We start from the raw sequence: 25,964 nt of genomic DNA, 5'->3' as shown, positions 1-25,964 counted from the left end.
GGCTTGACGCAAGGTAATTAATATGGCGGAAAAGTGCAGCCCAGGGGCATTTTGCTTGCCCGCCGGCTTAATTCTTTCTACTTTTGCAGGCGTAAAGATTAAGGATAACATATTTGAGAACAGGAGACAGAGGGTCTCCATTAAAAGGTAAGAAGATTATGATTTCAGTAGTATTAGCCGCTGTAGTAGTTGCAGCATTGGTAGCAAAGGCAGTAAACGTGAACAACCACATCGCTGCCTGAGTTCAAAAAACGTAATTTAGAAGTTTGAGAGAAAGGACAGTGCCCCAGCTTCACGGAATGTGGAGCCGGGGCTTTCTTTTTCTTGTCCTCTTCCGGAGGTCCGGCAGGTGATGACGGCACTGTCGCGACTCTTTCGTCCCCGGTTTCTGTACCGTGTCTATTTGTCTTCGGCAAGAATCTGCGCTGCGTGGTCCTTGGTCCTGATTTGTCTGGGGCCGAGGATGCGCTCGACGATGCCGTCTTCGTTGAGGATGAAGGTAGTGCGGTAAGTGCCCATATAGGTGCGTCCGTACATTTTCTTCTCGCCGTACACGCCGAAGGTCTCCACCAGTTTCAGGTCTGTGTCGGCAATGAGCGGAAAAGGCAGTCCGTTCTTCTCGATGAATTTCCTGTGTGATTTCTCGTCCTGTATGCTGACACCGACGACAGCATACCCCTTGGCTCTCAGTGCGTCATAGTTGTCGCGCAGGTTGCAGGCCTGTGCCGTGCAGCCCGCTGTCGAGTCCTTCGGATAGAAGTAGAGTACGACCTTCTGTCCTTTATAGTCACTCAGTCTGATTTCTTTCCCGTCCTGATCTGTTCCCAGGATTTCCGGTGCTTTGTCTCCTATGTTCATGTTTTCTTTGTGTTTGATGGATTTGTATTCCGTCGGCAAAGATACGGAAAAGAAACGGTATCTCAGCAGAATGTGAGTGTGATTGTTGTTTTCATTTGCTTACGGGATAAATGTCATGAAACGGAATGCCGCCTGTTGCCGGTCAAACACTTTATCAGGTGAATGGGAAGGACCACTTGACAGCTTGCCCGTCATCTGTGCCGATCTGTCTATCCGTCCGCCTGTCGGCAATAAAAGATGTGGGACCCCATCTCACGATGAAGTCCCACTGGTAACTAAAAATATCCCATAATAATAGGATTTTGGTAGTTATTTCCTTCTGTTAATGTAACTAAGACCTTTTCTTTCCATTGTTGTTGTACTCGTCGGGAGGGATTGTCTTCCCTCGTCTTCCTCTGGCAGCAGCCTTCCTTTGGGACAGGCAGCAGCGTCTATCCGGCATCTGTTCCGACGGATGTGCGATGTGTGTATCCGACAGTTTCTCCCGGTGTCTGCGGAACAGTGTCGCATGACAACGGCAGGAATTTGCTGAGATTAAGAATGTCGTATGTATGTCAATATAAATGTAGTCATTGTCGGTATCCTGTCCTTGACTATCTCCGCCTTTTGCGCTATTGCGCAATTATTTTTATTGTCTGGCAGATGTGTCAGTTTCTTATCGGGTGCAAATATACTATATTTTGTTGAATTAATAGATAAATATCACTATTTCTTATCAAAAAAATGTGTCTTCTGAAAATTGGTATATTTACGGATATGTATGTAATTTCCTTACAACTCTGTTTTATCCGGCTTGTTCGTATGCAGTAGAGAATGCCTGAAGCTGATATCCCCATTGCTTTTGTTTTTGTAAATGTAACATACCATTTAACGTAAGCTCTGCAAAGAATTGAAGTGTCGGGCGCATCCTTTCTTTTAGAATCAGCCGGAATGGTTTTATGCTGTAAAACAGATTCTTTGTTGTTTGCTCACCCTGCTTGATCTGATATTACAACCGATTCTTATCCCTTGTCCTTAATGTCTGTATTCCTGTACCTCGCCCAGGGACTTTTGTATGTCACCCTCCTTTAAAGATAAAGGATTTTTACAATTATAGCTCAAAAGCACCGGTTGTTCTTGTTCATGCCAGTCACCTGTAAACGGAGAATCAGTCACCTGGATTTCAAACGGGTACAACTTGCGTTCCAACTGATGCCTGATTGGCTTCCAGTTAATGCTTACTTGCATCGCAACTAAGGCCTGTTAGGGACGCAACTAAGCCTCTTTTGAAAGGTGTTCTTTATCTTGTTGATTATAAGAAGTTTATAAATCTGGATGATGTCCTTTCTCGCTGTGTGCTGTCAGTTTCTCCTTGTCGTCCGGCGAACAGTTCTTTTCACTTGTTCTACTGGCAAGGAAGTGGTAATTTATCAGGACAATTATTCGGAAATTCCTGTGTCTTTCCTGCCATTTCGTTTCTTGTATTCAGAAAGTGTATGTGTGTTTGTAGCCTCATCTTCGGGCCGCGAATAGAAAATGGCAGCTTCTCCCGCAGCCTTTCTATTTTCTCCGCACATTCTCCTGATAAGATTCCATGCAAATCGGAAACTTTTGTTATCTTTGCATGAAAAAGTTAAAAGAAATAATGACAAATGTGAAAACCGCAACATCTATTGACGAACAAATTAAAAAGCTGCGTGACTGCGGTATGGAAATTGGACTCACACAGGTTTCAAAGGCTCAAGATGCCCTCCTCGATATTGGCTATTATCGATTGGGCTGTTATTGGTTTCCTTTTGAAGAGACACCACCTATTGGAAAGGGACACAGTCACAAGTTCAAGGAAGGAACTATTTTTGACTATGCAATTAAATTGTATTATTTCGATTTCGACTTACGGAATATTCTACTTCGATATATCAGTCGCATAGAAGTGAATTTTAGAACAACTGTTGTTTATCTTGTATCGAATAAATATAAGAAAATTCCATGTTGGTATAAAGACAATAATGTTGTGGATAGTTCACTCTTAAAAAGTCGTACATATAAGAATGTCCTTAAGAATATTAGGCAAGAGCCACTGATTAACCGACATTATACCAAGTACAAGACTGATGCACCGGCATGGAAAGAACTTGAGTTCATGCCCTTTGGCACAATAATCAACCTGTACGATAATTTAAGGGATCAACATCTGAGGTGTGATATTGCTAAAGTTTACGGTATTACAAATCCATCAAATTTTTCAAATTACATAAATACGGTCAGACATTTACGTAACTGTTGTGCACACGGAAAAGTACTTTTCGATCTTAGGTTACCTAAAGCCATAAGTAAAGGGCCATTAGGGGATTTAAAAGTTCGTAGGACAATGCTGTCAGGAGCATATTGTGTTTTCAGGTATTTCTTGCAGAAGATATCAGAAAACAGAGTAATAGAGATGGAAACCAGATTAAAAGAAGCTTATAGCTGTATTCCATATCAAAGTGTCAAAGATATTATCTTAAAAACTTCAGGTTTTACAGAAGAAGATGTTTTGTAAAAAAAGTTAATACGCTTGTTGTTTTAGAAAATAGTATTATCTTTGTAGCGCAATTAAGCAAGTGCACTTGTTGGTTTCGACTTTCATACTGCACTATAAAACGAACTAATGAGGGGTTTGCCTATGGTATGGGAAGTCCCTCATTTTTGTCTTATAATGATACCCCTGAAAACATAAAAAGTAGAATCTTTCCTATAAAGAAAAACACTTTATTTATCCAACTGGCTTATAAATCATGTTTTTTATGTAAATTTGCATAAAACCGGACACATTCGGCAAGCTGAAAGCTGGGCTTTCTTGTGCTCGCCGGTACCGTTTTCTCAACAACGAACACGAAAGAAGATGACGGAAACATTCAATACAGGGGAAACCCAAGAGAGCCTGCGGAAGGAATACAACCCCGACGGATCTGTACTCAGGCTGGCACAGCTGCGGCTGCTTGATATGCTCGACTATCTGAAGGAAGCAGCGGCGGAAGCAGGGGTGACGTGGCGGCTGGACGGTGGCAACGTGCTGGGCGCATTGCGTCACGGAGGATTCATCCCCTGGGACGACGACGTGGATATAGTGGTGGATCACAAGGACTACGGACGCTTCTGTACTTATCTGAAACGGCATCCGCATCCGCAGTATGTCTTGCAGGACAACAGTACCGACCCCGGTTATCTGAAGCCGTGGGTCAGTCTGCGTGATACGAAGAGCGAACATATAAGTACGGAAAAAGAAAACTCCAGAGACCGGAAGGCTCTGGAGAGCATGAAATACCGCGGGCTGCACATCGACATATTCCCTTATGAAGACAGAATCCTGCCCCGGCTGCAGCGGTTGGCAGGTAAGCTGGCCTGTGTCGTGAACTTTGACCTCCAGCCCGGACATCCCCGTCTGGCACAGGTGGGTTATGAAGTACTGGAGCATTGCGTGTTCCCGTTCTTCCGCCTGTGTGGACATCTGCTCGGACGGAAGGGGGAATTCATGCACACTTACGGGACGTGGTTTTACGAGCGTTTCCCTGGGCATGTACTGCGCCCTTACAGGGAAATCCGCTTTGAGGGCAGGATCTACAACGGCCCTGCTGCACCCGAGGAGTTCTGCCGGATCATCTATGGTAAATACAACGACCTGCCCCCAAAGGACAAGCGCAACCGCCATCAGGTAACAGTACGATTCCTGTAGGCGGAGATTACTCCTGTACCTCCTTCTGTTCTTGTAGGGTCGCTTTTATTTTTTCCTGCATAGGCGATGGGAGCGGAGACCAGCCGAGGCTCTCCAGCCGTGCCGTGTCGAAGACCGCTTTTGTGACGACGGAGTAACCGGCTTTCTCCGTCTCTTCCGGCAATTTCATGACCACCTTCCGTTTTCCGACAGCTGCAACCAGTTCGGCCAGGGAGCGGATGGTGATGTTCGACTGTGCGTCGGCAATGTTGTAAGCGGTCATGTTCTCTCCCTTCAGAAGCAGGAAGAGTAGGGCGGCGGCGCAGTCGATGACATAACACCAGGAACGGAACTGTGTCCCCTTGCTCTTCATGACAATATCTTCACCGGCAAGGACATTGCGGATGAACTGGGCATAGACCCGGTTGTCTGACGGACTGAAATAAGGGCCGTAGACATGAGAAGGGCGGGCAATGCTTACATCAAGGCCGTATTGCCGGGCGTAGCAGACCGCCAGCGTCTCGGCTGCACGCTTGGAGGACGGGTAACAGGAACGGACTGCCACTGGGTTTACATAGCCGCTGTAATCCTCTGTAAAGGCTCTTCCGTCGCCCTCTCCATACACTTCTCCGGAAGAGACGTAGACGAACTTACGCAGCCGGTGCTGCCTGCCATAGTCCAGAAGATTGTCAACTCCATAGATATTGCCTTTCATGATGCCTACTGGGTCGGTGGCATAAAGGCTGGGCGAAGCACCGCTGGCAGCATCGATGATGTAATGGAAATCTATATCCGGTGTCAGCGGCTTTGTGACATCGAAACACAGGAAGTGGAAGGAAGGATCATCGAGATAGGCGGAGAAACGCCGCTCGGCTCTTGTCTTGTTGCGCCCCGCGGCATAGACGGTGTAGTCGCGATGCTGCCTGTGCATGAGGATATCAACCAGACAGCCTCCGATCAGTCCTGTGGCACCTGTCACAAGGATGTTGCAGCCCGACAGCTTCTCCCAGGGCAGGACGGCCTGTGCAGCCTCTTCCAGCTGCCGTGAATAGGTGTCTGTCATTTCAGCCAGTATTCTTTTTCCGTATTCTTCAAAGCCTTGAACAGGTCGACATCTTCCGTCTGGGTCAGTTTCAGACCGTTGCGTTCGGATCCTGTTACGAGATGCTGGTCGTCTATGCCCAGTGCTCCGAGCAGGGTACAGGAGGCGACGGTATTTGCAACCCCCCGCTCCTTCGCTTCAGCATGTGCCTTCAGCAGGGTGCCCAGCCGGTAGGTGTGCGGCGTCTGCGTCCTGATGAGCCGTTCTCGGGGAATGGAGATGTTGCGCAGGCAGTTGCCCTGCAGCTCCATGATGGCTTCTTTGCACACCAGTCCCGTCACGGCATAGCCGTATTCCTTGCACGTCGCGATGTTTTCAGAGATGATGCGTTCGGAGACCAGAGGGCGTACTCCGTCATGCACCAGGATGATGTCGTCGTCCTGACAACCCTCGGACTTCAGTCCCTGCAGACCGTTCAGAATGGAATGCTGGTTGCTGTCACCGCCCTCGAAGATCCACTTCAGCTTTGTGATGTTGAACTGGTTGGCGTAAGCCTGCAGGACCACTTCCCATCCCTGGAGGCACACAACGCTGATGGCATCAATCTCCGGATGTTCCTGAAAGGCCTTCAGGGTATAGATGATCACGGGGACGTTGTCAATCGTCATGAACTGTTTGGGGATGTCCTGTCCCATGCGGTTGCCGGTTCCGCCGGCTGTCAATAAAGCGATGTTCATACTTTTTCCTGTATTTAAAGATCGTATTGTACGTTGTGATAGGTGAAGATGAAAGGATAGAAGAAACTCCTGATCCATCCCATCAGTCCCTTTGCATTCTGGTTGTAATAGATGCTCTTCCGGTGGCGGGCACACAGCAGGCAGAGCTTCAGCAGAGGGACGGCCCCTCTCTGCAGCATGAGCCCCGACATCCGGTGCGCCAGTGGCTGGCAATGCGTGGAGGCGTTGTAAATATAGGTGTACAGCTGCTGCCAGTTCGGCTTGGACTGTAACTGTCTGTAATTACGGTAGCCATGGAGATAGGGTGCCAGCCTCTGCGGTGTGCTGTTGTCTATGCCGTGTGCGAGGTTCTCCTGGGCAATGGCCGATGCGGCATGGGAGCGATGCCAGTTCAGGGGTTCGTCAATCCTGACAATGCCCTGCCCCAGCTGTGCGTGGATGGCCAGCGACCAGTCGTAGTGTATGTAGCCTGCCCAGTGCTCATGCTGCTGTGCGAAGTCGCGGCGCAGAAGCATGGTGTGCCCTGCAAAGCCTGTGAAGAGAAGAGCTTCAAGGCTGTACTGCGGGGTGACATAGACAATCTTGTCCCGGCTTCTGCCCCGGTGATGGCAGCAGAAGCAGATGTCCTTGTCGCCGATGGCAGCCACCTGCTTCTCGATTTTCGCAGGATACCAGACATCGTCCTGATCGGCAATGGCGATGAAGTTGGAGGTGGCACGCATGGCCGCTGTCTCGAAGTTGGCATTGAAGCCCAGGTTATGCTCATTCAGGTAGACTTTCACCTGAGGATGTCCGGCTTCGTATTCTTTCGCAATCTGCACCGTCCCGTCCGTCGAACCGTCGTCCTGGATGATAAGCTCTCGGATGGGGTAGGTCTGCAAGAGAATGGAGTCGAGCTGTTCTCGGAGGTACTGCTCTCCGTTATAGGTACAGACAATCACCGAGACCGTCTTGTCCGTTTCTTTTGTGCTCATAAATGCGATGTAATTGCCAGCAAATATACAGAAAATAATTAAAATCTCAAAAGGATTAGGAGATTATGATGAAAAACACTACCTTTACAGCTGGATTGATTTGAATGAACTATGGATTTCGGATTTATTTGGATTCTGTTTCTGGCTTTCTTGGGAATTCCGGCTGTCATCTGTTTTCTGCTGGTTTCTAAGATAAACGCACTTGGTGATTCGCTTGACACCATCCATGAAGAAATTTCTGCACTGCAGCAGATGGTGAGAGAAAACCGGAAAAAAGAAGAAAGGAAACCGGCTGGACCGGCATCGGATGCAAAGATGGAAAAGCAGGTACGGACGGCAGAGAAAGTTCCGGCAGAACCGCAGCGGGAGTCTGAGAAGACGGCTGAGGTGGAGACCGTGCGGTCTCAACGTTCTGCCGTCTGGTGGCAGCAGCCGGAGGCGACACGCTCCTCCGTTGTTGAAATACCTGTGGAAAAGAGCATTGAAAAGACACAAGATGCGGTCAGGCAGGGGGCTGAATCCGTTGGGCAAAAGAGTCTTGCAGCTGAACAGCCAGCCAGTCTGCCGGACAGGAAGCCCTCAATGGTCATGGAGCGTTCTGTCAGCTCCTCCGCAGAAGAGGCGACAAGTGACGGTGTAGAAGATGAGGCTTCCGGCAAGGAAACAAACTACGAGAAGTTCATCGGTGAGAACCTTTTCGGCAAGATAGGTATCCTGGTGTTCATTATAGGCATCGGCTTCTTCGTCAAATATGCCATTGACCAGAACTGGATCAATGAGACGGCACGGACCATTCTGGGCTATGCTGTTGGAGCGGGTATGCTTGTTCTGGCTGAACGGCTGCACAGGCGTTATCATGCCTTCAGTTCGTTGCTGGCCGGCGGAGCCTTCGGCGTGTTCTATCTCATCACCGCCATTGCCTTCCACTATTATGAACTGTTTTCGCAGACTGTGTCGTTTGTCATTCTCTGTGCCACCACAGTCTTCATGTCGGTTGTCTCCATCCTGTACGACAGGAGGGAACTGGCCGTCACGGCGCTTGTCGGCGGCTTCCTTGCACCGTTTATCGTCAGCACCGATTCAGGGAGTATCATCACCCTGCAGACCTACATCAGTATCCTGAATGTCGGTATGTTCTGTCTGGCGATGTACAAGAAATGGGGGATTCTGCCGGTCGTCGCATTCTGTTTCACGTACATTATATTATGGATGACGACCTTGACGAGCGGGGATTTGGCCACACCTGTGTGTTACATCATCTTGCTGGCTTTTGCAACACTGTTCTATCTCATTTTCCTGTTGCCGGTCATCTTCATCCTGCGGACACAGTGCAGCGGCAACATGAGGCGGGCGATGCTGACGGTCGTGACCGCCGACAGCTTCCTGTATCTTCTGTATGGCAATTACGTGTTGGAACATTGTGATACGACGTTCGCCAAGGACGGATTCATCGCTTTCTTCATCGCCGTTGTCAACCTGGCGGTCTATCTCTATCTGCGCTTCCGTATAGCAGGACAGAACACCCTGCGCAACTTTATGCTGGCTCTGACGATAACTTTTGTTTCCATCGGCATACCGATGCAGTTCGATACCGCCAATCTCGTCATGCTGTGGGCAGCAGAGGCGGTGCTTCTCCTGTGGCTATTCACCAGGGAGAAAGACCGGATATTTGAGGTGGGGGCAGTTGTGCTTTCCTTGTTGACAATTGCCTCGCTGCTGTTTTACAGGTTGTTGGGCACACCTTTGGCCGACCCGGGAGAATCCTTGTTCCTCAATGGAAACTTCCTGGTGATGCTGTTCATCAGTGCGGTCGCCTTTGTTGTCGCCATCATTCTGCAGCGCAACAGAGAGCTGTTCTCGGAAGACAGACGTCTGATTGCCTATTCTCCCTGCAATGCGGTTGCCTATGCCGTCGGCTTCGGAATCCTGTACGTGGCATTCTGGGACGACTTCCATATCCATGTCGGGAGTCCTGTCGCTGACTATGCTTCCCTGCTTTCGGCCAATGTGCTGCTGTGTGTCGGCGCGTTTGTCCTGCGCAACCGCTTCGGGATGGACAGGTACAAAGTGCCCTACGACGTTACGGTCTACCTTGCAGCAGGTTTATATGCCGCTGCTGTGTGGAACAACGCCAGTACGGAGGCGGACCTGCTCCGGTGGATCATGACCTTCGTGACAATAGCCTATCTGGCGTATGTCATGCGTGGACTGCTGCTCGCAATGCCTGACAACAGAAACCAGCACACGGAGTTTGCCATTATCGCAACACTGGTGTGGATCACGGGAACACGCCTGCTGATGACGTCCTTTCATGAGGAGAGTTTCAGTACGGCCTTTTCCCTCTCTCTGGGCCTTGCTGCCTTCATTCTCATGTGTGCCGGTATGCGCTATCACAGCAAGGAGGTGCGTATCGTCAGTCTGGCAGAGTTCGGCATTGTCTTGGGCAAACTCATCTTCAACGATGTATGGACAATGTCTGCTTTGGGCAAGATCATCGTCTTCATCAGTCTCGGCATTCTCCTCCTGACACTGTCTTTCCTCTATCAGAAGCTCAAGGACGTACTTTTCAATGAGGACGAGGTGGAGCGGGAATAACCACCCGGTTTCAGAATATCCGATAGGCACATGAAACGCCCTGTCTGTCCAGGTCTGTAATGGCTACCTGAGCAGACAGGGCGTTTCTTTTACATGAGAGGGTTCTGCAGGCAGACCGATTGATAGGCCGTAGACGGGGTAAATAAGGCAAATCTATCTCAACAGGGTGCTGTCCGGTAAACATTTGACGTGTAAGTCGGTCGTCGGTGCCTTGCTGTATACGATAGCGACAGGATTGAACAGGCCTTCCTTGCAGATGTGCTGATGCCCGTCACAGATTGTGCTGACGGCAGACACCGGTCGTGTTGACGCCCCACTCCTTGCCATAACATTGCTGGGATGGAAGCAGCTTGTAGCTGGAGAAGAGCTGTGACGGCAGAACTTATCAGATCAGAGAGGACTTACTATCCCGGTATTGCAGAATGGGTGCAAGACGAGTACGACCTGTTAAAAGATTTGAAAAAAGTGGCTGGATAGGTGGTCTTTTACCAAAAAAAACGACGGACAGGATAATATTGAGCTTTTTTACTTACCTTTGTGAAACGATTGCCCGGCGTGAAGGTTTTAGGCCTATGGGATTTTCACCAAGTCAGGCATGAGGCGGGAGAATCAATATTCTACATATAAAACATCAAAGCACATGAAAACAAAAATGCTACTTTTGACAGCTTCGCTCGTAGCGACAGGAGCTATGGCGCAGGGACTGAAGTCGGGCATTGACCGAAACAACATGGACTTCAATGTCCGGCCCGGTGAGAATTTCTATGAGTATGCGGCAGGCAACTGGATGAAGACCCATCCGCTTGACAAGGAACATCCCATGAACGGTGCCTTCGTCGACCTGGAGGAACTGAACAAGAAACGCATCCGCGAGATGGTGGAGGACTATGCCGGGAAGCCGCAGACGAAGGGCACTGTTGCCCAGAAGATTGCTTCGCTCTACAACCTCTACATGGACAGCACACGCCGCAACCGTGAGGGGTACACACCCATCAAGCCGGTACTGGCGAAGGTACGTGCCGTGAAGAACCGCAAGGAGCTGCTCAAACTGATGTACGACCTCGACGTGAAAGGCTACGGGACCTTCCCCGTGGGCTTCGGCATGACGGTAGATGCCAAGAACTCCAGCCGCTACATCATCGGCATCGGCCAGAGCGGCATCGGACTGGATCCGGAGTATTATACGCATCCCAACGAACAGCAGAAAGCCGTGGTCGCCGCCTACAAAAGCCTGAACAACGACCTGCTGAAGATGGTCGGCAATGCGCCGGCTGTTGCCAAGAAGAAGATGGAGGCGGCCTTTGCCCTGGAGGACCGGATTGCCAAGGTCAGCTACGACCAGGTGAAGTCGCGTGACCCGCAGGCCAACTACCACCCGATGACGTGGGAGCAGCTGCTGAAGGATTATCCCGGCATCGACTGGAACTATCTGCTCAAGGCGACAGGTTTCCCGGACAACGGCGGAAAGGTGGATGTCGGTCAGCCGGAACCGGTGCATGAGGTAGAGAAGATCCTTGCTACCGCTCCGCTGGAGTCGTTGAAGGCTTATATGGAGCTGGCTGTCGTGTCGAGTGCGGCTGGAATGCTGTCCGACAACTTTACCGACCGCAAGTTTGAATACACGAAGGTGGCCTACGGTGTACAGCAGCAGCAGCCGCGCTGGAAGCGTGCCTTGTCGTTCGTACAGGGCATCATGGGCGAGGCCGTCGGAAAACTCTACGTGCAGAAATACTTCCCGGAGAGCAGCAAGCAGCGCATGATAGCACTGGTCAGGAATCTCCAGACAGCTTTCGCACAGCGCATCGAGGAGAATACCTGGATGACCGCTGACACCAAGCAGAAGGCATTGGAAAAACTGCAGGCATTCGATGTCAAGATCGGTTATCCGGACAAGTGGCAGAATATGGACAGTGTCTTCGTTATCGATGATGCAAAGTCGCTGTTCGACAATGTGAAGGGAGTACAGGAGGCTGCCATGAAATACCGCATTGCCAAACGCTGGGGAAAGCCCGTCGACAAGAAAGAATGGCACATGACACCGCAGACCGTCAATGCCTACTACGACCCGACGACCAACAGCATCAACTTCCCGGCAGCCATCCTGCAGCCGCCGTTCTTCGATCCGGAGGTGGACGATGCAGCTAACTACGGGGCCATCGGTGCTGTCATCGGGCATGAGATGAGCCACGGCTTCGACGACCAGGGCTGCCAGTTCGACAAGGAGGGCAATATGAAGAACTGGTGGAACGAAACGGACAAGAAAAACTATGATGCCCGTACGAAGGTGCTTGTCGACTGGTTCAGCCAGCAGGAGGTCATCCCCGGTCTGAAAGTGAACGGAGAGAAGACGCTCGGAGAGAACATCGGTGACAACGGCGGCCTGAACATCGCCTACCGTGCACTGGAGAACAGCATGAAGCAGAACCCGCTGGCCGACAAGGACGGTTTTACTCCTGAGCAGCGGTTCTTCCTTGCCTGGGGACGTGTGTGGGCAAGCAACGTCGCACCGCAGTTTGTTGCCTACATCGTCAACTCAGACGTACATTCGCCGAACGTCAGTCGTGTGAATGCTGCCCTGCCGATGATTGACAGCTGGTACAAGGCCTTCAACGTCAAGGAGGGCGACAAGCTCTTCGTACCGCAGGAGAAGCGTGCACACATCTGGTAATTGAGACTGACGGCACATCCATAGCAATAAGAAAGAGGATGTGTCAAAATAGAAACCGGTGGTCTGACAAATTCAATCGGTAAGCTGAAATCTTCTAAAAACAAGGAAAAGCCCATTTCTCTACTCACAAAGGAGTTTTGAAATGGGCTTTTCTTATTGTATCGTTTTAAACTGTAAGACTTTCAAGAAAAGCATTTCCCTTTCTTCAAGGCCAATATAGCAAATATTTTTTCGAATATCGTAAGAAATCTACAAAAACAAAGGTTATTAAGGGTTTTCAGGAATTTGGAGTGATGAGGTTTGTCTCGTGAGTTGATGACTTTGATGAAATATCACACAGAGGCAGGGAGTGAACGGAGGTAAAAACCCTATAACGGAGGCACCGCCGGTGCGTGGAGCAACGGAGGTTATCAGAGAGTTTTATTAGGGCATTTGTCTGTGAGAATTATGAATAACCCGTTGGCGGAATTAAAATGTAGCTATAATGATATACAAAAAGTTGCACATGTCGTTGATTTTTAGTAACTTAGTGAAGTCAAAACCATTAAGTACAAATCCTCGTATGTGCAACTTATACACAAAATTCGTCAAAATCCTTGAGATATGCAAGCAATTCTCTCACAACCTTGTCAATGAGCAGGGAAATATACCCCGTCGTGGTCCCATGCCAAAATTTTCAGATTTGGAGGTCGTTGCCTTGTCCTTGACAGCGGAATCAGAGAGCATTGATAGTGAAAAATGGCTTTTTGATTATAAGCTTCAGGAGTACAAAGACAAAATACCTAACCTCATATCTCGCAGGCAATTCAACGACCGTAGAAAGAATACCGCAGGATTATGCGAAGACATACGAAAGAGAATCGCTGCCCAAATGGACGGTGGGGAAACTCAATTCTTCGTAGATTCCAAGCCGATAGCCGTATGCAGGGTTGCCAGAGGGAAGCGTTGCAAGATGGGGCGAATGGGAGATTTCTCACAAGCACCGGATTTCGGCTTCTGTGCATCTCAAAATATGTATTACTTTGGCTATAAACTCAATGCACTCTGTGGGTTAAGTGGGGTGATACACTCCTATGACTTGTCAAAGGCCAGCGTGCATGACCTCAATTATATGAAAGATGTCAAGCTGGTCTATCATGACTGTAACATCTATGGCGACAAGGGATATATAGGGGCTGATGTTCAACTCGATCTTTTCCAAACGGCTCACATTAGATTGGAATGTCCATATAGGCTGAACCAAAAGAATTGGAAACCAAAATTAATCCCTTTTGCCAAAGCCAGAAAAAGGATTGAAACTCTCTTCTCACAACTCACAGATCAATTTTTGGTTATCAGGAATTATGCGAAAATAACAAATGGTCTGTTTGCCCGAATAATCGGGAAAATTAGTGCGCTGACCATATTACAATATGTCAACTTTATTAATAACAAACCCATCGGAAGAATTAAATACGCACTAAATTAATTCCGCCAACGGGTTGAATAGTGTTTATCTCGAAAATAAAAGCCCCGTACGTTACCTCTCTGTCACTCTCTTGTGCCGTCGGCACCTCCGTGATATTTTTCCCCTCTGTTTTCTCCGCTTCTCCGTGTGCCTTGTTATGTAGTAGGATTACTTTATCACTCCCTATTTCGGAAGAACTGTTATTAGGCCCCCCGACTGTCATGATCGATTCTCCTTGTGTGCAGGGATACAGTGAAGGGGGGAGACAAAGCGAAAGGGAAGATACAAAAATAAAGAACAAAAACAGAAAGGGTGTATCGGATATGCTGCCATCGGCATATCCGGTACACCCCTCATTGTATTCAGGCATTGTTCACGTTATTGCCCTGCAAACCATCTGCCCGCTGTTTCCACCTAAGCTGTAAAAGAGAGGCAGGGGACAGGAGGGACTAATCATCCCACTCCGGCAGCGACCAGCTGTTGTCCTTTGCCAGCGACTCGCCGCCATCCCTGCCTGTGATGCTGCCCGTAGGATCATTGTAATGCGGTTTGTCCTTGTTGGTGGATGTTTCTTTGTTTCCCGTCTCACTGTTACGGCTTGTCTGCAGCAGATGCTGTTCCATGTCTATACCGGCAACGATGCACGCCGGTGTTGTATAAATGTGCTTGCTCATTTTGTTTCCTGAATTAACGTACAACATACTTCTTTCCATTCACGATATAGATGCCGTGTCCCAGTCCCTGAAGACTGTCTGTACCCTGACGTACTGCCTGTCCGTTCAGATTATAGACCGCCTTGACAGAATTCTTCCCCTTGCCGAACTCCACAGCCAGTTCATCGATGCCGGTGGAATCATCTGCCAGTCCGAAGAGGGAGACGGTCTTCGCACCGGACGCCTCGTTGAAGGAGTCGTCGATATTGTCGTGTGACTGCCCTTTGAACACCTGCACGGTAGCCGTAAACGGATTCCATCTGCCTGTTTCGCCTGTCTGATAAAAGAAGACGTGCTTGTCGCCGCTCTGTCCGAGGAAGTAGCTGTGCTTTGGCATATAGATAGGGAATCCCTTTCCGTTGTCTACGCCCTGCTGCCACTGTGAGAGGTAAGTACCGATAAAACGGTAGGTATATCCGTTGTCACCAGAACCTGCCGGAAGAAGGGTAGGCTTTACGAAGGTAGGCTCCGGCGAACCGGTTTCCATCTGATAGTTCTCCATTATGTATTTTTCACCGGAAGCGAGTGGCTTGGTCGGGAAAATCATGTAGGCGATGTTTGCCTGAAGTACTACGGCATCATCGCTGATGGCCTTTGCCATCTGCTCGTCTTGGAACTTCAGGGTAATGCGTTTGTGGTTTGCGTCGCGGACAATGGCATTCATCTTGCAGACCTCCGTATCATCGCCGAACACCGCACGCACCTGTGCCTTGGTCATACTGAACGGTATACAGATGGTCCACCATTGGTCGGCACTTTTGATGCGGTCGAAAGGCCATTTCTTTGTATCGTCATTATAGATGTTGGAAACCGTCAGAGAGAAGCGGTGCAGACCTTGATACTTGTCCTTGTCGTAAGTAGTTACACCGTCCCAAAGTTTACCATCATCCGCATCTTCGCGGGTATGTTGATAAGAATAGCTGCCCGGCCAGATCTTCATCTTACCATAATAAAGGTCGTAGAAGGCGTGATAGAAGCCACTTCCATTTGCATCTTTTTCAACCTTATACTGACGAGTAATATCTGTATATTTTGCACGTTCATCATCGGTGAGGTCGGCACGGAGGTGTAACAGGCCAAACGTATTCGCACCATTCACGTAGTTTCTGCGCTCCGCATAGCCATTCTTTATATCTCCAATTGGGTTTCCGCTTTCATCTTTAGCATTCGGATTGAAACTATCAAAGCCCCTATATGTACCATCGTCAAAGGTTTCTGCATGTACAATCGGTGCTTCTTTACCGAGGAAGTAGACATCCATGAGCTTTGTGTTTGAGAAGACCTTGTCACCCAACGACTTCAAACTGGCAGGGAAAACTATTACTTTGAGACTATGACACTCCACAAATGCTTCATCTTCTACAGAGACGAGCGTATTGGGTAATACGATAGAAGAGAGACTTGCAACATTCTTAAAAGCACTTTTCCCAATCTTCGTATACCCTTCAGGAAGGATTATCCTTTCTGTTACTGGAACCGTACTAGCATTCCCAAGACAAGCCCTGAAGTAATCAGGAAGAATACCATCCTTTGCCAAAGGCAACACAAAAGTCTTGCTCTGAATAAATGTCTGATCATTTGGCATGAAAGTATGTGCACTGGCATACCACTCACTACCCTCTACTTTTATCTTCTCAATTGTAGCTCCACCCATGTCAAGTGTATTCAGCGTCCACTTGTTTGCGACAGCATTCTTTGCTACCAGCGTCTTTACATCAGTAGCATTGATATTACCTTTCACGATTACATTTTGGACAGCTTTGATTTGACTTGCATAAGATGAAACAGCATTGGTGTATTCATACGTCTTGTTGCCGTAATTCTCTTTTTCTGTTCCAATCTGCCCGGCTTCTCCTTTCACGGCAATCGTCACTGTCCCGTCCGGCTCTTGTGTCACGGTCACCTTTGCATACGTCGCCACCATCCATAAGATGGCAGCGAATGATAGTAAAACTCTCTTCATGTGTTAAAAATGTGTGTAATATTCCTTGATCTAATTATCTGTCGGGTTATTTGTCAAACTGCCTGTCTATCACTAAACGAACAGGTACACAGGAAATCTCCGCCACATCAGTACCTGCAGGCAGGAAACGATGGGTGATGACAGGTCTCCACAGTCTCCCCCTCAGCAGAGGAGGTGTTGGCAAGCAGCTTGATTAAACCGTTTTTTCGCTATCCAAGACAGCTGTGGTCAATCTAATTTCGTTGCCTAAATAATTTTCTTTGTCTGAATGAACGATTCTTTTTTCTACTCTATGTTTACCATATAAATTATTTCGATTGCAAAAATAGCTAAAAGTTTTCTTATTAAGCATTGTCTTCTTATTTCTTTCTTGGGTATTTAGCATTGATTAACAATATAGCTTAACAATACAAATCTGAAGTTTAGATGCAGTGTCCGCTCTAGGGATATAGGTAAAGGTCCTATTTCTGGCTGATTGTAGGATTGCCAGAAAGGTAGGAGTATGGGATGGACTTTTATGAGGTGGGTTCAAGGAGTTTCTCGGAGTGTTCCTTATCCATTTCTCACATCAGATTGCAGGAGGAAACAACGTGTGAACAACAAGGGTGAGCTGCAAGGAAGCCGGCATGGCGGATGGAGAGGTGGCGGTGGAACGGCTGCCGCTACTTTTGTCTGGAACCGGCTACATGTTTTTATCCATGGATTACTTTGTTCCTCAGATTTGTTTTTTCAATGGAAAAGCCGTACTTTTGCACACAGAAGAATCTTCTGTATGTCCTTTGGATGGTCAAGAACCTGTCGGACTCCTCAAAGGATTGTGACCATAGCCGGGGATGTGATTCTGTAAATCGGCACTGCTGTGGAGGGCATGGAATACCGTTGCGGCTATTCTGCTGCGGCTTATGTGTTTTACAATGATGATTTAACTAATGGGCAACGAGACACTCAAGGAGAAGACAGCCAGAGGACTCTTCTGGGGGGCATTGAACAACGGAACGATGCAGCTGCTGAATATCGTGATTGGAATTTTCCTGGCACGTCTGCTCTCACCGGCTGACTATGGGCTGGTGGGTATGCTGGCTGTATTCACGGCTGTGGCAGGTGCTTTGCAGGAGAGTGGTTTCACATCAGCATTGGCCAATATCGAACGTCCAGGGAACAACGACTATAATGCGGTGTTCTGGTTCAGTACGCTTGTCGGCTGGGCTTCTTATGCAGTTCTGTTCCTTTCTGCCCCGTTGATTGCTGCCTTCTTCCGCCATTCTGAACTTATCAGTCTGTCACGTCTCGTCTTTGCCTCTCTGCTTTTTTCTTCGGTCGGGACGGCACCGGCGGCCTATCTGTTCAAAAATATTATGGTGAAGGAGACCACGCTGCTCCGAGTTACATCGCTGTTGGTGTCCGGTGTCGTGGGTGTCATTCTTGCTTTCAGGGGATATGCCTACTGGAGTCTGGCCTGGCAGCAGGTACTGTATATTGCCATGACCAGTCTGTGGAGATTTTTTATTATTCCCTGGCGTCCGTCACTGAAGATAGACTTCACTCCCATACGTTCCATGTTTTCTTTCTCGTACAAGATACTGATAACAACTATTGTGAACACACTGAGCCAAAATCTGTTGACGTTTGTCTTCGGGCGGCTCTATCCCGCAAAGGCGGTGGGCAACTTCTCGCAGGCTTTCAAGTGGGACACGATGGCGAGCACTTTCGTCTCAGGAACAGTCTCACAGGTGGCACAGCCGGTGCTTGTGGAGGTGAACACCGACCTTGTCCGACAGGTTCATGTGTTCCGCAAGATGCTCCGTTTCACGGCCTATTTTGCGTTTCCGGCCATGTTCGGACTGTCGATGGTTGCACGGGAATTTATCCTTCTGCTGATATCCGACAAGTGGGAGGACAGCATTCCCCTGCTCCGCATCCTTTGTGTCAGCGGTGCTTTCCTGCCTTTTTATACGATGTATCAGAATCTGATTATCAGTCGTGGAAAGTCGGCCATATATATGTGGTGTACCATTCTGCTGATTGTGGCGCAGGCCGTCTTCGTCATCGTGTGCCGTCAGGAAGGTGTCGTATTCATGGTGAGCATCTATACAGCGGTGACGATTCTCTGGTTGTCTGTATGGCAGTTTTTTGCCGGCCGGGAGATTGGACTTCGTTTGTGGGACGTTATGAAGGATGTCAGTCCTTATCTGCTGGTTTCGGCGGTTGTCATGGCTGTCACTTTTTATGTCACCTTATGGATCAAGCCCCTTGTCCTACTGCTGCTGGCAAGACTTGTTGTAGCGGCTTTGCTTTATCTTTCTGTGATGAAAGTGTCTGGCTCGCGGATTCAGAAGGATTGTATCGGCTATTTTCTCTGCCGGAAGAATTAGTGGTACATGTAAAGTTGCATGATGGGATAGAGCAGGGCACGGAGCAGCTTGGCAAGACTGCCGCCGGGGGTCTGGAATAGTTTCCGATAGTTCTTTCCGAACAGGTATTGCAATTGGAGGAAGGCTCGTAGGCCACGTTGTGTCTCCAGTTCCATAGCCCTTCTTGCTTCGATGAAATCGGTGTTTTCGGTCTCTATTGTCTGCATCAGTGCCAGTTTCCCCTTAAAGAGCGGCAATGCTCTGGAACGCATTTCATGGTAATGGCGCAGCCCCCATGTAAGTTCGTACAGGGCATTTCCCCAGGACGGGAGGCTGTGGCTGTAGTTGTTGTAGGTGGCGGCGCCGGTGTGTCTTCTGAAGTTTACCAGTACCTTGTTGCAGAAAGCAATACTGTTGTAGGCTGAAGCAGTGATGCAGAGTGCTGCATCATAGAAGGACACCTGGAAGAAAGGATGATGTACTGGAGGGAGCATGCTCGCAAGCTCGCGTCTGAAAAGAAGGGTGTGCCCCGGCAGACAAAGAAACATCATGCGGAAGATGTTTACGTTGCGTTCCCTGCCGTCGAAGTGTGCAAAAGAGCCGTCGGAAGAGAACGGACGAGACAGTCCGCTGCAGAGCAACTGGTTGCCGATGCAGTCTATCTGGCAGGCGATCTTGTCTGCTTCCCAAATATCGTCCTGGTCGGATATGGCGATGAAATCGCCTGTCGCTCTGTGGATGGCAGAGAGGAAGTTGGGGTTTACACCCTGTTTGCTTTCGTTGTGGAAAATGTGCATTACTGCATTTTCGTTCCTGTACTCCTCCAGTATCTCCCATGTTCCATCCGTTGAGCCGTCATCCTGGACGATGATTTCATGCAGTGGGTATGTCTGCGCCAGCAGGGAGTCGAGCTGTTCGCGCAGATACTTCTCGCCATTATAAGTGCAGAGGACGATGGAAACGGATGGTTTTGTCTGCATAGTGTGTCAAAGTGAAAGAAGGGTCAGGATACTGTTATAAGTGATGAGATACAGGGTGAGGACGGCGGTCAGGGCTGTTATGGCATTTCTCCTCTTGCCTGTACTGCCTTTGATCAGGAAGCCGATGCTGATAGGGATGACATACGCCCAGTGTGCCGTCATGATATAGACTTCGTTGATGCCGAAGCCCAGACCGATGTGGAGAATCATGTCGAGGGAGAAAAAGGAAAAGGCGAGCCACAGAAGCCGGCTTCGTCTGCCTGCCCACAGTCCTGCAGCAAAGAGCAGGACGATGCCGGCCTCTATGATATAGTTGCCTGGCCAGCTGTAGTGTACGATTACCGGACGGTCGCGCATGACATCGCCTAATGTGTTGCAGCTGTGCAGTTGTATTGACTCACCGAAGAGATTCTCCACGAGGGTTGTGGCACGTGATGTGGTTATATCCGTCCAGTTCAGAAACGGCCGCTTGCTGACTGGTGTGCCGGCATGGGCATACTGTGGCTCTTTGTCCCGTTCTCTGATTTGTCCCTGCCGATGGATTTTCCATATTCTGTCAAAGGCTGCCACCTGGCCAGCACTGTCTTTCAGCTGTGTCGTATCGCGGAAAACGGCCAGCATGTGAGCTTTCTCATTTTTTATAGCTCTGGCACGTTTCACCTGTCTTGTATGTACGCCGTCGGCTACGAAGGTCTTGTTTTCCCATTCGCTGAATCCCCAGAGGGCAGCGGAGGGCAGGAGTATTGCAAAAAGAAGATTAGAGGGACGGAAGAAGTTTTTGCCTCTGCTGAAGCAATTGGCTAAGATCACTTTTAGCCCATTGTTGAGCGATATGCCTGCTGTAAGAAGGAAAAGCAGGATGGTTTGCCCTTTCTTCAGGCATCTGCCTTCCTGCATCTGTTTTCCGGTAACATAGATAACGATTAGGATCAGAAAGAGAGAGAATATGAAATGGTCGGGTGATATAGCGGACAGCATGACATATGCGAAAGAGAAGAGCAGGAAGCCCAATAAGGTTGCCTCTTTCTGGGAAAGATAGATTAGTTCTCTGCCTATTCTGATCATCAGGAGGAAGGCGTAAAGCGAACAGAAGAGCAGAAGGGCTGCTACGAGAAACTGTGTACAGTTGACACCTGTCAGTGCCATCAGTGCCCGGTTGATCAGATAGACCGGGTAAAAGTAGAATGCCAGAAGTGGATGCCGGTACACATTGTAGGCAGTAGACCAGTCCGTCACAACGCAATAGGTCAACGGGTCGAAGCCTGAAATGTGGAACCAGTCGAGGAATACCTTCCTGTAATCCTTTGTGATGACAGAGAATCGGGGATAGTAACGGATGATGACTGCAATCTGCATCAACAGTTGCCAGTAAAAGAACAGTCCGGCAGCGGAACGTTCCTCCTTTTTTATCTTGAAAATCTGCATCAGCATATTTGAGAAGTCAGATAAAGGGCGGTCTGGCCAGCGTTGTAAATCCACAGGTAGATGGTGAGGACAACAAGCAGCGATCGGCACGTACACTGCAGCTTTGGGGGAAGTTCCTTGAGAAGGTAGCTGTAGGCTATCGGAATGATAAATGCCCAGCCTGCCATCATGATATACACCTCATTGATGGCGAAGCCCAGAAGGATGTGCAGTGTCATGTCGCAGGCAAACCATGCAAGCAGCATCTGGAAGAACCGTTTTCTATAGCCGAGTGTGATACCACAGATGAAAAGCAGAACGACAAGAGCCTCGATGATGTAATTGGCTGTCCAGTTGTAAGCAACGAATACAGGGCGATCCCAGGAAACATCTTTCAGCAAGTATTGTTGATGGAGTTGGATGGACTCGCCGAAGAAGTTCTCCACCAGTGTCCTGCAACGTGGTGTGGAAATATCCATCAGTTTTCCGATAGTGCTGTTGCCGGCATTTTCTCCTGTATGCGATTTCAGCCACATCTCGCGTTCAAGGGTGTACTGTTCCACTTTCCCGGCATTTTTTTTCTTGTTGACATTCTCAATATTGTGTATGACAGTTTTCTGTGGTACTTCCAGCAGATAGTATTGTGACTGTTGGATGCCCAGCAGCAGTAGGATCGGGAGTATGATTCCAAAGGATATATATTTCCATGTGAAGAACTTTTTCCCGTTTGTGAATACCCCTGCCAGTAGTGTCTTCACTCCGTTGGACGTTGCCATGCCTGCTGTGAAGAAAGTAAGGATACACGATTGCCATGCTGTGAGCAGGTGTCCTTTCTTCATCTTCATACCTGTGATATAGAGAGTCATTGTAAGAAGCATCATGGAAATGATGAAATGGTCGGGTACCATGGTTGGAACAAGAACGTGCCCGAAAGAAAAAAGCAGGACAGTGAGCAGGGTTGCATCAAAGCGTTTCAGTTCCAGGACTTCACGGAGAATACGGTACATGAAAAGCACGGCATAAAGAGCTGAGAAGACGATGATGGCTGCCATGAAGTAGACGGCAAAATTGTACTCTACTGTATGGATGAGCCAGTTGTCCAGTAGGTAGAGGGGATAAAGAAAGGTAAGATAGAGAGGATGACGTATGGTCTCGAAATGGATGCGCATCCCAGAAATGGTTATCCACGACCAATTATCATAACCCGAAATACGGAAGTTCTTGGTAAAGATGCTCCAGAATCCACCGTGTGCTCCCATGGTGTAGACATGATAATGGCTGGCAATGACAAGGACGTTGAATGCGATAAAGACCACAAGCATGACAAGTGCCAGCCAGCGTTCTTCCTTCTTCACCTTGAAAACCTTGAATATGTGCATTGAGCCGTTTTGATTAGTGGCTGCAAAGTTACGAATTAAAGCAGACTAAACAAAGGAATATGGGGGATAAGTCGTAATGCAAACGTCGGCAAGGCATCTTGAGGTGGAGTTTTCTGGAGGGCAAAGTCCTTTCTCATGAATCCATCCGACGACAGATTCCATGGTAGGCAAAGGGTCCGGTTACTCCTTGTGCAGGAAGAAACGCACCAGCAGGAAGTTGATGGGTACGCAGACAGCGAACATGGGAAGCATTGCGGTCTGTTTGCTGAGCCCCAGCCCAAGGAAGGCATGGAGGCAGCCGGTCTGTAAGAGATAGTTGATAACGTGTGAAAAAGCAAAACCTATGTAGCGTTTGGTGGTAGACTTTACCTGGAAGGTATAACGTACCGAGGCGGCATAGTTGAAGGTAAAGCTGACAAGGTAAGCAAAGGTGTTGGCAACAAGAGGGTGCAGCCAGCCAATCATCAGCAGATAAGTACCATACTGGATGCCTGTTGCCAATACGCCTACAGTAAAGAAACGCACGATTTCATCGATTTTCTTCTTATGCTTCATATCTGTTCCCTGCATTTCTCTTTTTGTTTCTGAAAGGTTTGTAGAAGGCTTTGTCTGCGTATGCCAGCAGTTCCCTGTCGCCTCTGCTGTCGCCGAATGCGATCAGTTCATAGTTCTCTCTCTCTGGATAGAGTGCCGTAAGGCGGCGGACTTTCTCCTGTCCGTAACAGTTTTTTGATACGAATCGTCCTGTAAGCCGGCCATTGCTTACTTCAATCTGAGTCCCCAGAATGTTGATGTTTCCTCCGATTCCATCGAAGAAAGGACGTACCCAGTTGTCTATGCTTGCACTGATGATTACAACTGCCGAATCTTCTTCCTCCAGTGCTTTTTTTATCATTTCCATCCCTGCAGGAAGAATCAGCTGACGGCTCTGCTGGGAAAAGACCAGACAAAGCCTTTCGAAATCGCCGATTGCCATTCCTTTGAAGAACCATGCGAAAATCTTTTGCTTCACTTTCCAATTAGGGTAAAGATGCAGTTTCATCAGTATAATCAGAGGAGAATAGTATAGAAAACCAACGGCCAATCCTACGTTGCCTTTTGCAAAGCGGATGAACTCAAGCAGTGTGTCCTTGGTGGTCAGCGTCCCATCGAAATCGAAGGCATAAATTTTCTTCATGTTTGATTGGTCGTTTTATGTCATGTATAAGGTAATCTGATGATTACGGAATGTCTTATGAAATTTACTGAATGTTTTTGAGCACATAGATGATGAACAGGAAGGCCAGGCCGAATGCCAGCACGGTAAACTGCATGAAGCGGTCGTGAAGTATGATTTTTGTGGGGTCGCCGCTTTTTTTGTCGACGACGGAAATCTGGATATATCGAAGCAAGCCTACCAGTACGAATACGCTTGTCAGATAGAGATAGTCCGTATGGAAGTTCTGAATGGTCTCGGGGCTTACCGTGTACATGATGTAGCATACCAGAGTAACACTGGCTGTTATTGTAATTGCCTGGTTGATGAACGTAAGGTTGTAGCGAATGGTGTTCTGACGTGGTGCATGCCCCGTCTCGTTCATTCTTATGACATCGTCCCGCCGCTTGGCAAAGGAGAGGAAAAGCATCAGCAAGAAGGTCATCAGCACGATCCACTTGCTCAGACGGATGTCCGTGGCATAGCCGCCGGCAAGGATACGGAGGACAAACCCGAAGGCAACAATACATACGTCTATGATGGCATATCGCTTCAGCCGGAGGCAGTAGGCAATGTTCAGCAGCCAGTAGCAAAGTATCACGCTGGCCGTCTCAGCCTGATGTTCATACAAGAGAAAGGTTGAAATCATCGAGAGGGCAAACATCATCCCCATCAGCAGATAGCCCTGTGCAATGCTGATAGCTCCGGAAGCCATCGGGCGATGGCATTTGAGAGGATGCTGCCGGTCATCGTTCACATCCACAATGTCGTTTAGACAGTAGATGGATGAGGCTGCAAGACTGAACGACAATGCTGTGGTAATTCCGGCATAAATCGCCTCAGGGTGCAGCAGCGCTCCTCCGAAGAAAACAGGGAGGAGAACGACAAGGTTCTTTATCCACTGATGTGGACGGATTAATCGGATGAGGTTCTTCATCTTATTCTTTTTTCTATGGGTGTGACGATACGCTCTATGAATGTGTGCAGAAGCCATGCCAGCATGACCGTAATAGCCGTCGTTATGAGGAAAGTAGGCCAGTAGCCCCATCCGACCTGTTCGATATATTCCAGTACAAAGTGGTCATGGATGAGGTAAGCCTCCAGGCTCAGTGTGCCGATAAGTCGGAACAGTCTGTTGGCAGTGTCTGGCAGACGGCGGAAGATGCGGTTCAGCAGGAGGATGGCCGTAACCGTAAGGGGAATATAGAGCATTCGTTCCAGAAAGAGGGGGAACTGTCCGTGCTTCACCTGTTCCAGAAAGATGCTTGAGGCGAGTGCCATGATGAACATCAGTCCGATCATCCAGATGGAAGCCCCGTCCATCGTCTCTTTCCGTTCCACCGCTGCCGCCATATTGATTCCGATGAAAAAAATGGGAACACGACTCCAGAAGATTTCCAGATGCCCTACAGCTTCATGGATTGGTGTGACGTATTGTACAAGGATACACCACATGATCATGGTCACTGGCAGCCAGCGGTAGATGGGGTGGCGGATGATAAGGTTCATGTAAAATGGACTGGCGACATAGAGGAACATGATTGCCGGGATGTACCAGAAGGTCAGTTCATCATGCAGCCAGAAATCCCAGTTGATCGTGATGTCGCCGATGAGGTCGATGATGCTGGTACTGTGTCCGCTATGTCCTACGATGCTGACTCCAAGGTAATCAGGAATATAATACAAGGAGGCCATGACAATCCATGCAGGATAGATGCGCAGGAAACGACGCTGGAAGAAGTGGCGCAGGGAAGGTCGTCTCGTCCATGAGAACCACAGCCCCATGCCGCTCAGGAAAAGAAAGATGTCCACACCGATGTTGCCCATCCTCCGCAGACCGAAGAAAGTGTCCTCTCGTGGCAGTCCCACGTGGAAGAGGATGACGAAGAGCATAGCTGCTCCCATCAGTTCGCTGCGGTAACGGCTTATGTTGGCTAGTTCGATGTCCTTTATCTTCATTGCTTTCATCGAAGGAATCGTATGCT

20 protein-coding genes are annotated in these 25,964 nt (G+C 48.7%); 7 read left to right on the top strand and 13 right to left on the bottom strand.

The features are described 5' to 3' along the window. Positions 1-399 precede the first annotated feature (399 nt). Entirely contained in the window at positions 400-858 is a 459-nt protein-coding gene (gene bcp, locus DYH27_RS06735) for a thioredoxin-dependent thiol peroxidase (RefSeq protein WP_004352558.1), read from the bottom strand. A 1,603-nt stretch (positions 859-2,461) separates the two neighbouring features. Between bcp and DYH27_RS06725 the strand changes: the two genes are divergently transcribed. After that, positions 2,462-3,379, top strand: coding sequence for an Abi family protein (locus DYH27_RS06725; protein WP_244595153.1), 918 nt, complete (start codon positions 2,462-2,464; stop codon positions 3,377-3,379). A 342-nt stretch (positions 3,380-3,721) separates the two neighbouring features. Beyond that, a complete protein-coding gene (locus DYH27_RS06720) occupies positions 3,722-4,552 on the top strand; it encodes a LicD family protein (RefSeq protein WP_004352561.1) in 831 nt (276 codons plus the stop codon). Positions 4,553-4,559: 7 nt separating this feature from the next. Here DYH27_RS06720 and DYH27_RS06715 read toward each other — a convergent pair whose 3' ends face one another. The 3 genes from DYH27_RS06715 to DYH27_RS06705 are packed head-to-tail and all read right to left on the bottom strand — an operon-like array spanning position 4,560 to position 7,284. Next, the gene (locus tag DYH27_RS06715) at positions 4,560-5,594 is read right to left on the bottom strand and encodes an NAD-dependent epimerase/dehydratase family protein (RefSeq protein ID WP_025068293.1); all 1,035 of its coding nucleotides are present in this window, start codon (positions 5,592-5,594) and stop codon (positions 4,560-4,562) included. After that, entirely contained in the window at positions 5,591-6,310 is a 720-nt protein-coding gene (locus tag DYH27_RS06710; protein WP_025068292.1) for an IspD/TarI family cytidylyltransferase, read from the bottom strand. The genes DYH27_RS06715 and DYH27_RS06710 overlap by 4 nt, the downstream gene beginning before the upstream one ends. 14 nt (positions 6,311-6,324) lie before the next feature. Continuing rightward, positions 6,325-7,284 carry a glycosyltransferase gene (locus tag DYH27_RS06705; RefSeq protein WP_025068291.1) on the bottom strand — a complete coding sequence of 320 codons (960 nt, stop codon included), beginning with the start codon at positions 7,282-7,284 and terminating at the stop codon, positions 6,325-6,327. Between the two features lie 111 nt (positions 7,285-7,395). Between DYH27_RS06705 and DYH27_RS06700 the strand changes: the two genes are divergently transcribed. The 3 genes from DYH27_RS06700 to DYH27_RS06690 all read left to right on the top strand — a co-directional run bounded on the left by DYH27_RS06700 (position 7,396) and on the right by DYH27_RS06690 (position 14,015). Beyond that, positions 7,396-9,879, top strand: a complete 2,484-nt coding sequence (locus DYH27_RS06700; RefSeq protein ID WP_029216589.1) for a DUF2339 domain-containing protein — start codon at positions 7,396-7,398, stop codon at positions 9,877-9,879. A 640-nt stretch (positions 9,880-10,519) separates the two neighbouring features. Further along, a complete protein-coding gene (locus DYH27_RS06695) occupies positions 10,520-12,547 on the top strand; it encodes a M13 family metallopeptidase (protein ID WP_013670967.1) in 2,028 nt (675 codons plus the stop codon). 487 nt (positions 12,548-13,034) lie between these two features. Further along, a complete protein-coding gene (locus DYH27_RS06690) occupies positions 13,035-14,015 on the top strand; it encodes an IS982 family transposase (RefSeq protein WP_044112721.1) in 981 nt (326 codons plus the stop codon). Positions 14,016-14,443: 428 nt separating this feature from the next. Here the strand turns inward: DYH27_RS06690 and DYH27_RS06680 are convergent, their stop codons facing one another. After that, positions 14,444-14,668, bottom strand: a complete 225-nt coding sequence (locus DYH27_RS06680; protein WP_029216619.1) for a hypothetical protein — start codon at positions 14,666-14,668, stop codon at positions 14,444-14,446. A gap of 13 nt (positions 14,669-14,681) precedes the next feature. Then, positions 14,682-16,670 (bottom strand): leucine-rich repeat domain-containing protein, encoded by a 1,989-nt coding sequence (locus tag DYH27_RS06675; RefSeq protein ID WP_025068148.1) that lies wholly within the window; start codon positions 16,668-16,670, stop codon positions 14,682-14,684. A 626-nt stretch (positions 16,671-17,296) separates the two neighbouring features. On the opposite strand from DYH27_RS06675, the gene DYH27_RS06665 reads away from it, so the two are divergent. Next, on the top strand, positions 17,297-17,491 hold the full coding sequence (locus DYH27_RS06665) for a hypothetical protein (RefSeq protein WP_036860676.1): 195 nt from the start codon (positions 17,297-17,299) through the stop codon (positions 17,489-17,491). A 108-nt stretch (positions 17,492-17,599) separates the two neighbouring features. Beyond that, positions 17,600-19,042: a lipopolysaccharide biosynthesis protein gene (locus tag DYH27_RS06660; protein WP_025068151.1), complete on the top strand. Its 1,443-nt coding sequence runs from the start codon at positions 17,600-17,602 to the stop codon at positions 19,040-19,042. Here the strand turns inward: DYH27_RS06660 and DYH27_RS06655 are convergent. From DYH27_RS06655 to DYH27_RS06625, 7 genes are all read right to left on the bottom strand, one after another. Next, a complete protein-coding gene (locus DYH27_RS06655; RefSeq protein ID WP_025068152.1) occupies positions 19,039-20,001 on the bottom strand; it encodes a glycosyltransferase in 963 nt (320 codons plus the stop codon). The two genes, DYH27_RS06660 and DYH27_RS06655, sit on opposite strands and share 4 nt — an antisense overlap. 6 nt (positions 20,002-20,007) lie before the next feature. Continuing rightward, positions 20,008-21,432 (bottom strand): DUF6080 domain-containing protein, encoded by a 1,425-nt coding sequence (locus DYH27_RS06650; protein WP_029216620.1) that lies wholly within the window; start codon positions 21,430-21,432, stop codon positions 20,008-20,010. Continuing rightward, positions 21,426-22,784, bottom strand: coding sequence for a DUF6080 domain-containing protein (locus DYH27_RS06645; RefSeq protein ID WP_029216621.1), 1,359 nt, complete (start codon positions 22,782-22,784; stop codon positions 21,426-21,428). The genes DYH27_RS06650 and DYH27_RS06645 overlap by 7 nt, the downstream gene beginning before the upstream one ends. Positions 22,785-22,964: 180 nt before the next feature. Next, on the bottom strand, positions 22,965-23,339 hold the full coding sequence (locus tag DYH27_RS06640; protein ID WP_081457098.1) for a GtrA family protein: 375 nt from the start codon (positions 23,337-23,339) through the stop codon (positions 22,965-22,967). Next, positions 23,329-23,961 (bottom strand): HAD-IB family phosphatase, encoded by a 633-nt coding sequence (locus tag DYH27_RS06635; protein WP_025068154.1) that lies wholly within the window; start codon positions 23,959-23,961, stop codon positions 23,329-23,331. The genes DYH27_RS06640 and DYH27_RS06635 overlap by 11 nt, the downstream gene beginning before the upstream one ends. A 64-nt stretch (positions 23,962-24,025) precedes the next feature. Then, positions 24,026-24,916, bottom strand: coding sequence for a decaprenyl-phosphate phosphoribosyltransferase (locus DYH27_RS06630; protein ID WP_025068155.1), 891 nt, complete (start codon positions 24,914-24,916; stop codon positions 24,026-24,028). Further along, a complete protein-coding gene (locus DYH27_RS06625) occupies positions 24,913-25,938 on the bottom strand; it encodes an acyltransferase family protein (RefSeq protein ID WP_025068156.1) in 1,026 nt (341 codons plus the stop codon). Before DYH27_RS06625 ends, DYH27_RS06630 begins: the two co-directional genes overlap by 4 nt. Positions 25,939-25,964 lie beyond the last annotated feature (26 nt).

Source organism: Prevotella denticola (genome assembly GCF_900454835.1).
In the GTDB taxonomy this organism is placed as follows: Bacteria; Bacteroidota; Bacteroidia; order Bacteroidales; family Bacteroidaceae; genus Prevotella; species Prevotella denticola.
The sequence above is the reverse complement of the archived record's forward strand: the minus strand, read 5'-3'. Positions and strand labels throughout refer to the sequence as shown.

Coding starts and splice junctions, on each gene's coding strand:
- bcp (WP_004352558.1), bottom strand. CDS start 858: ATGAACATAGGAGACAAAGCACCGGAAATCCTGGGAACAGATCAGGAC.
- DYH27_RS06725 (WP_244595153.1), top strand. CDS start 2,462: ATGAAAAAGTTAAAAGAAATAATGACAAATGTGAAAACCGCAACATCT.
- DYH27_RS06720 (WP_004352561.1), top strand. CDS start 3,722: ATGACGGAAACATTCAATACAGGGGAAACCCAAGAGAGCCTGCGGAAG.
- DYH27_RS06715 (WP_025068293.1), bottom strand. CDS start 5,594: ATGACAGACACCTATTCACGGCAGCTGGAAGAGGCTGCACAGGCCGTC.
- DYH27_RS06710 (WP_025068292.1), bottom strand. CDS start 6,310: ATGAACATCGCTTTATTGACAGCCGGCGGAACCGGCAACCGCATGGGA.
- DYH27_RS06705 (WP_025068291.1), bottom strand. CDS start 7,284: ATGAGCACAAAAGAAACGGACAAGACGGTCTCGGTGATTGTCTGTACC.
- DYH27_RS06700 (WP_029216589.1), top strand. CDS start 7,396: ATGGATTTCGGATTTATTTGGATTCTGTTTCTGGCTTTCTTGGGAATT.
- DYH27_RS06695 (WP_013670967.1), top strand. CDS start 10,520: ATGAAAACAAAAATGCTACTTTTGACAGCTTCGCTCGTAGCGACAGGA.
- DYH27_RS06680 (WP_029216619.1), bottom strand. CDS start 14,668: ATGAGCAAGCACATTTATACAACACCGGCGTGCATCGTTGCCGGTATA.
- DYH27_RS06675 (WP_025068148.1), bottom strand. CDS start 16,670: ATGAAGAGAGTTTTACTATCATTCGCTGCCATCTTATGGATGGTGGCG.
- DYH27_RS06665 (WP_036860676.1), top strand. CDS start 17,297: ATGGCGGATGGAGAGGTGGCGGTGGAACGGCTGCCGCTACTTTTGTCT.
- DYH27_RS06660 (WP_025068151.1), top strand. CDS start 17,600: ATGGGCAACGAGACACTCAAGGAGAAGACAGCCAGAGGACTCTTCTGG.
- DYH27_RS06655 (WP_025068152.1), bottom strand. CDS start 20,001: ATGCAGACAAAACCATCCGTTTCCATCGTCCTCTGCACTTATAATGGC.
- DYH27_RS06650 (WP_029216620.1), bottom strand. CDS start 21,432: ATGCTGATGCAGATTTTCAAGATAAAAAAGGAGGAACGTTCCGCTGCC.
- DYH27_RS06645 (WP_029216621.1), bottom strand. CDS start 22,784: ATGCACATATTCAAGGTTTTCAAGGTGAAGAAGGAAGAACGCTGGCTG.
- DYH27_RS06640 (WP_081457098.1), bottom strand. CDS start 23,339: ATGAAGCATAAGAAGAAAATCGATGAAATCGTGCGTTTCTTTACTGTA.
- DYH27_RS06635 (WP_025068154.1), bottom strand. CDS start 23,961: ATGAAGAAAATTTATGCCTTCGATTTCGATGGGACGCTGACCACCAAG.
- DYH27_RS06630 (WP_025068155.1), bottom strand. CDS start 24,916: ATGAAGAACCTCATCCGATTAATCCGTCCACATCAGTGGATAAAGAAC.
- DYH27_RS06625 (WP_025068156.1), bottom strand. CDS start 25,938: ATGAAGATAAAGGACATCGAACTAGCCAACATAAGCCGTTACCGCAGC.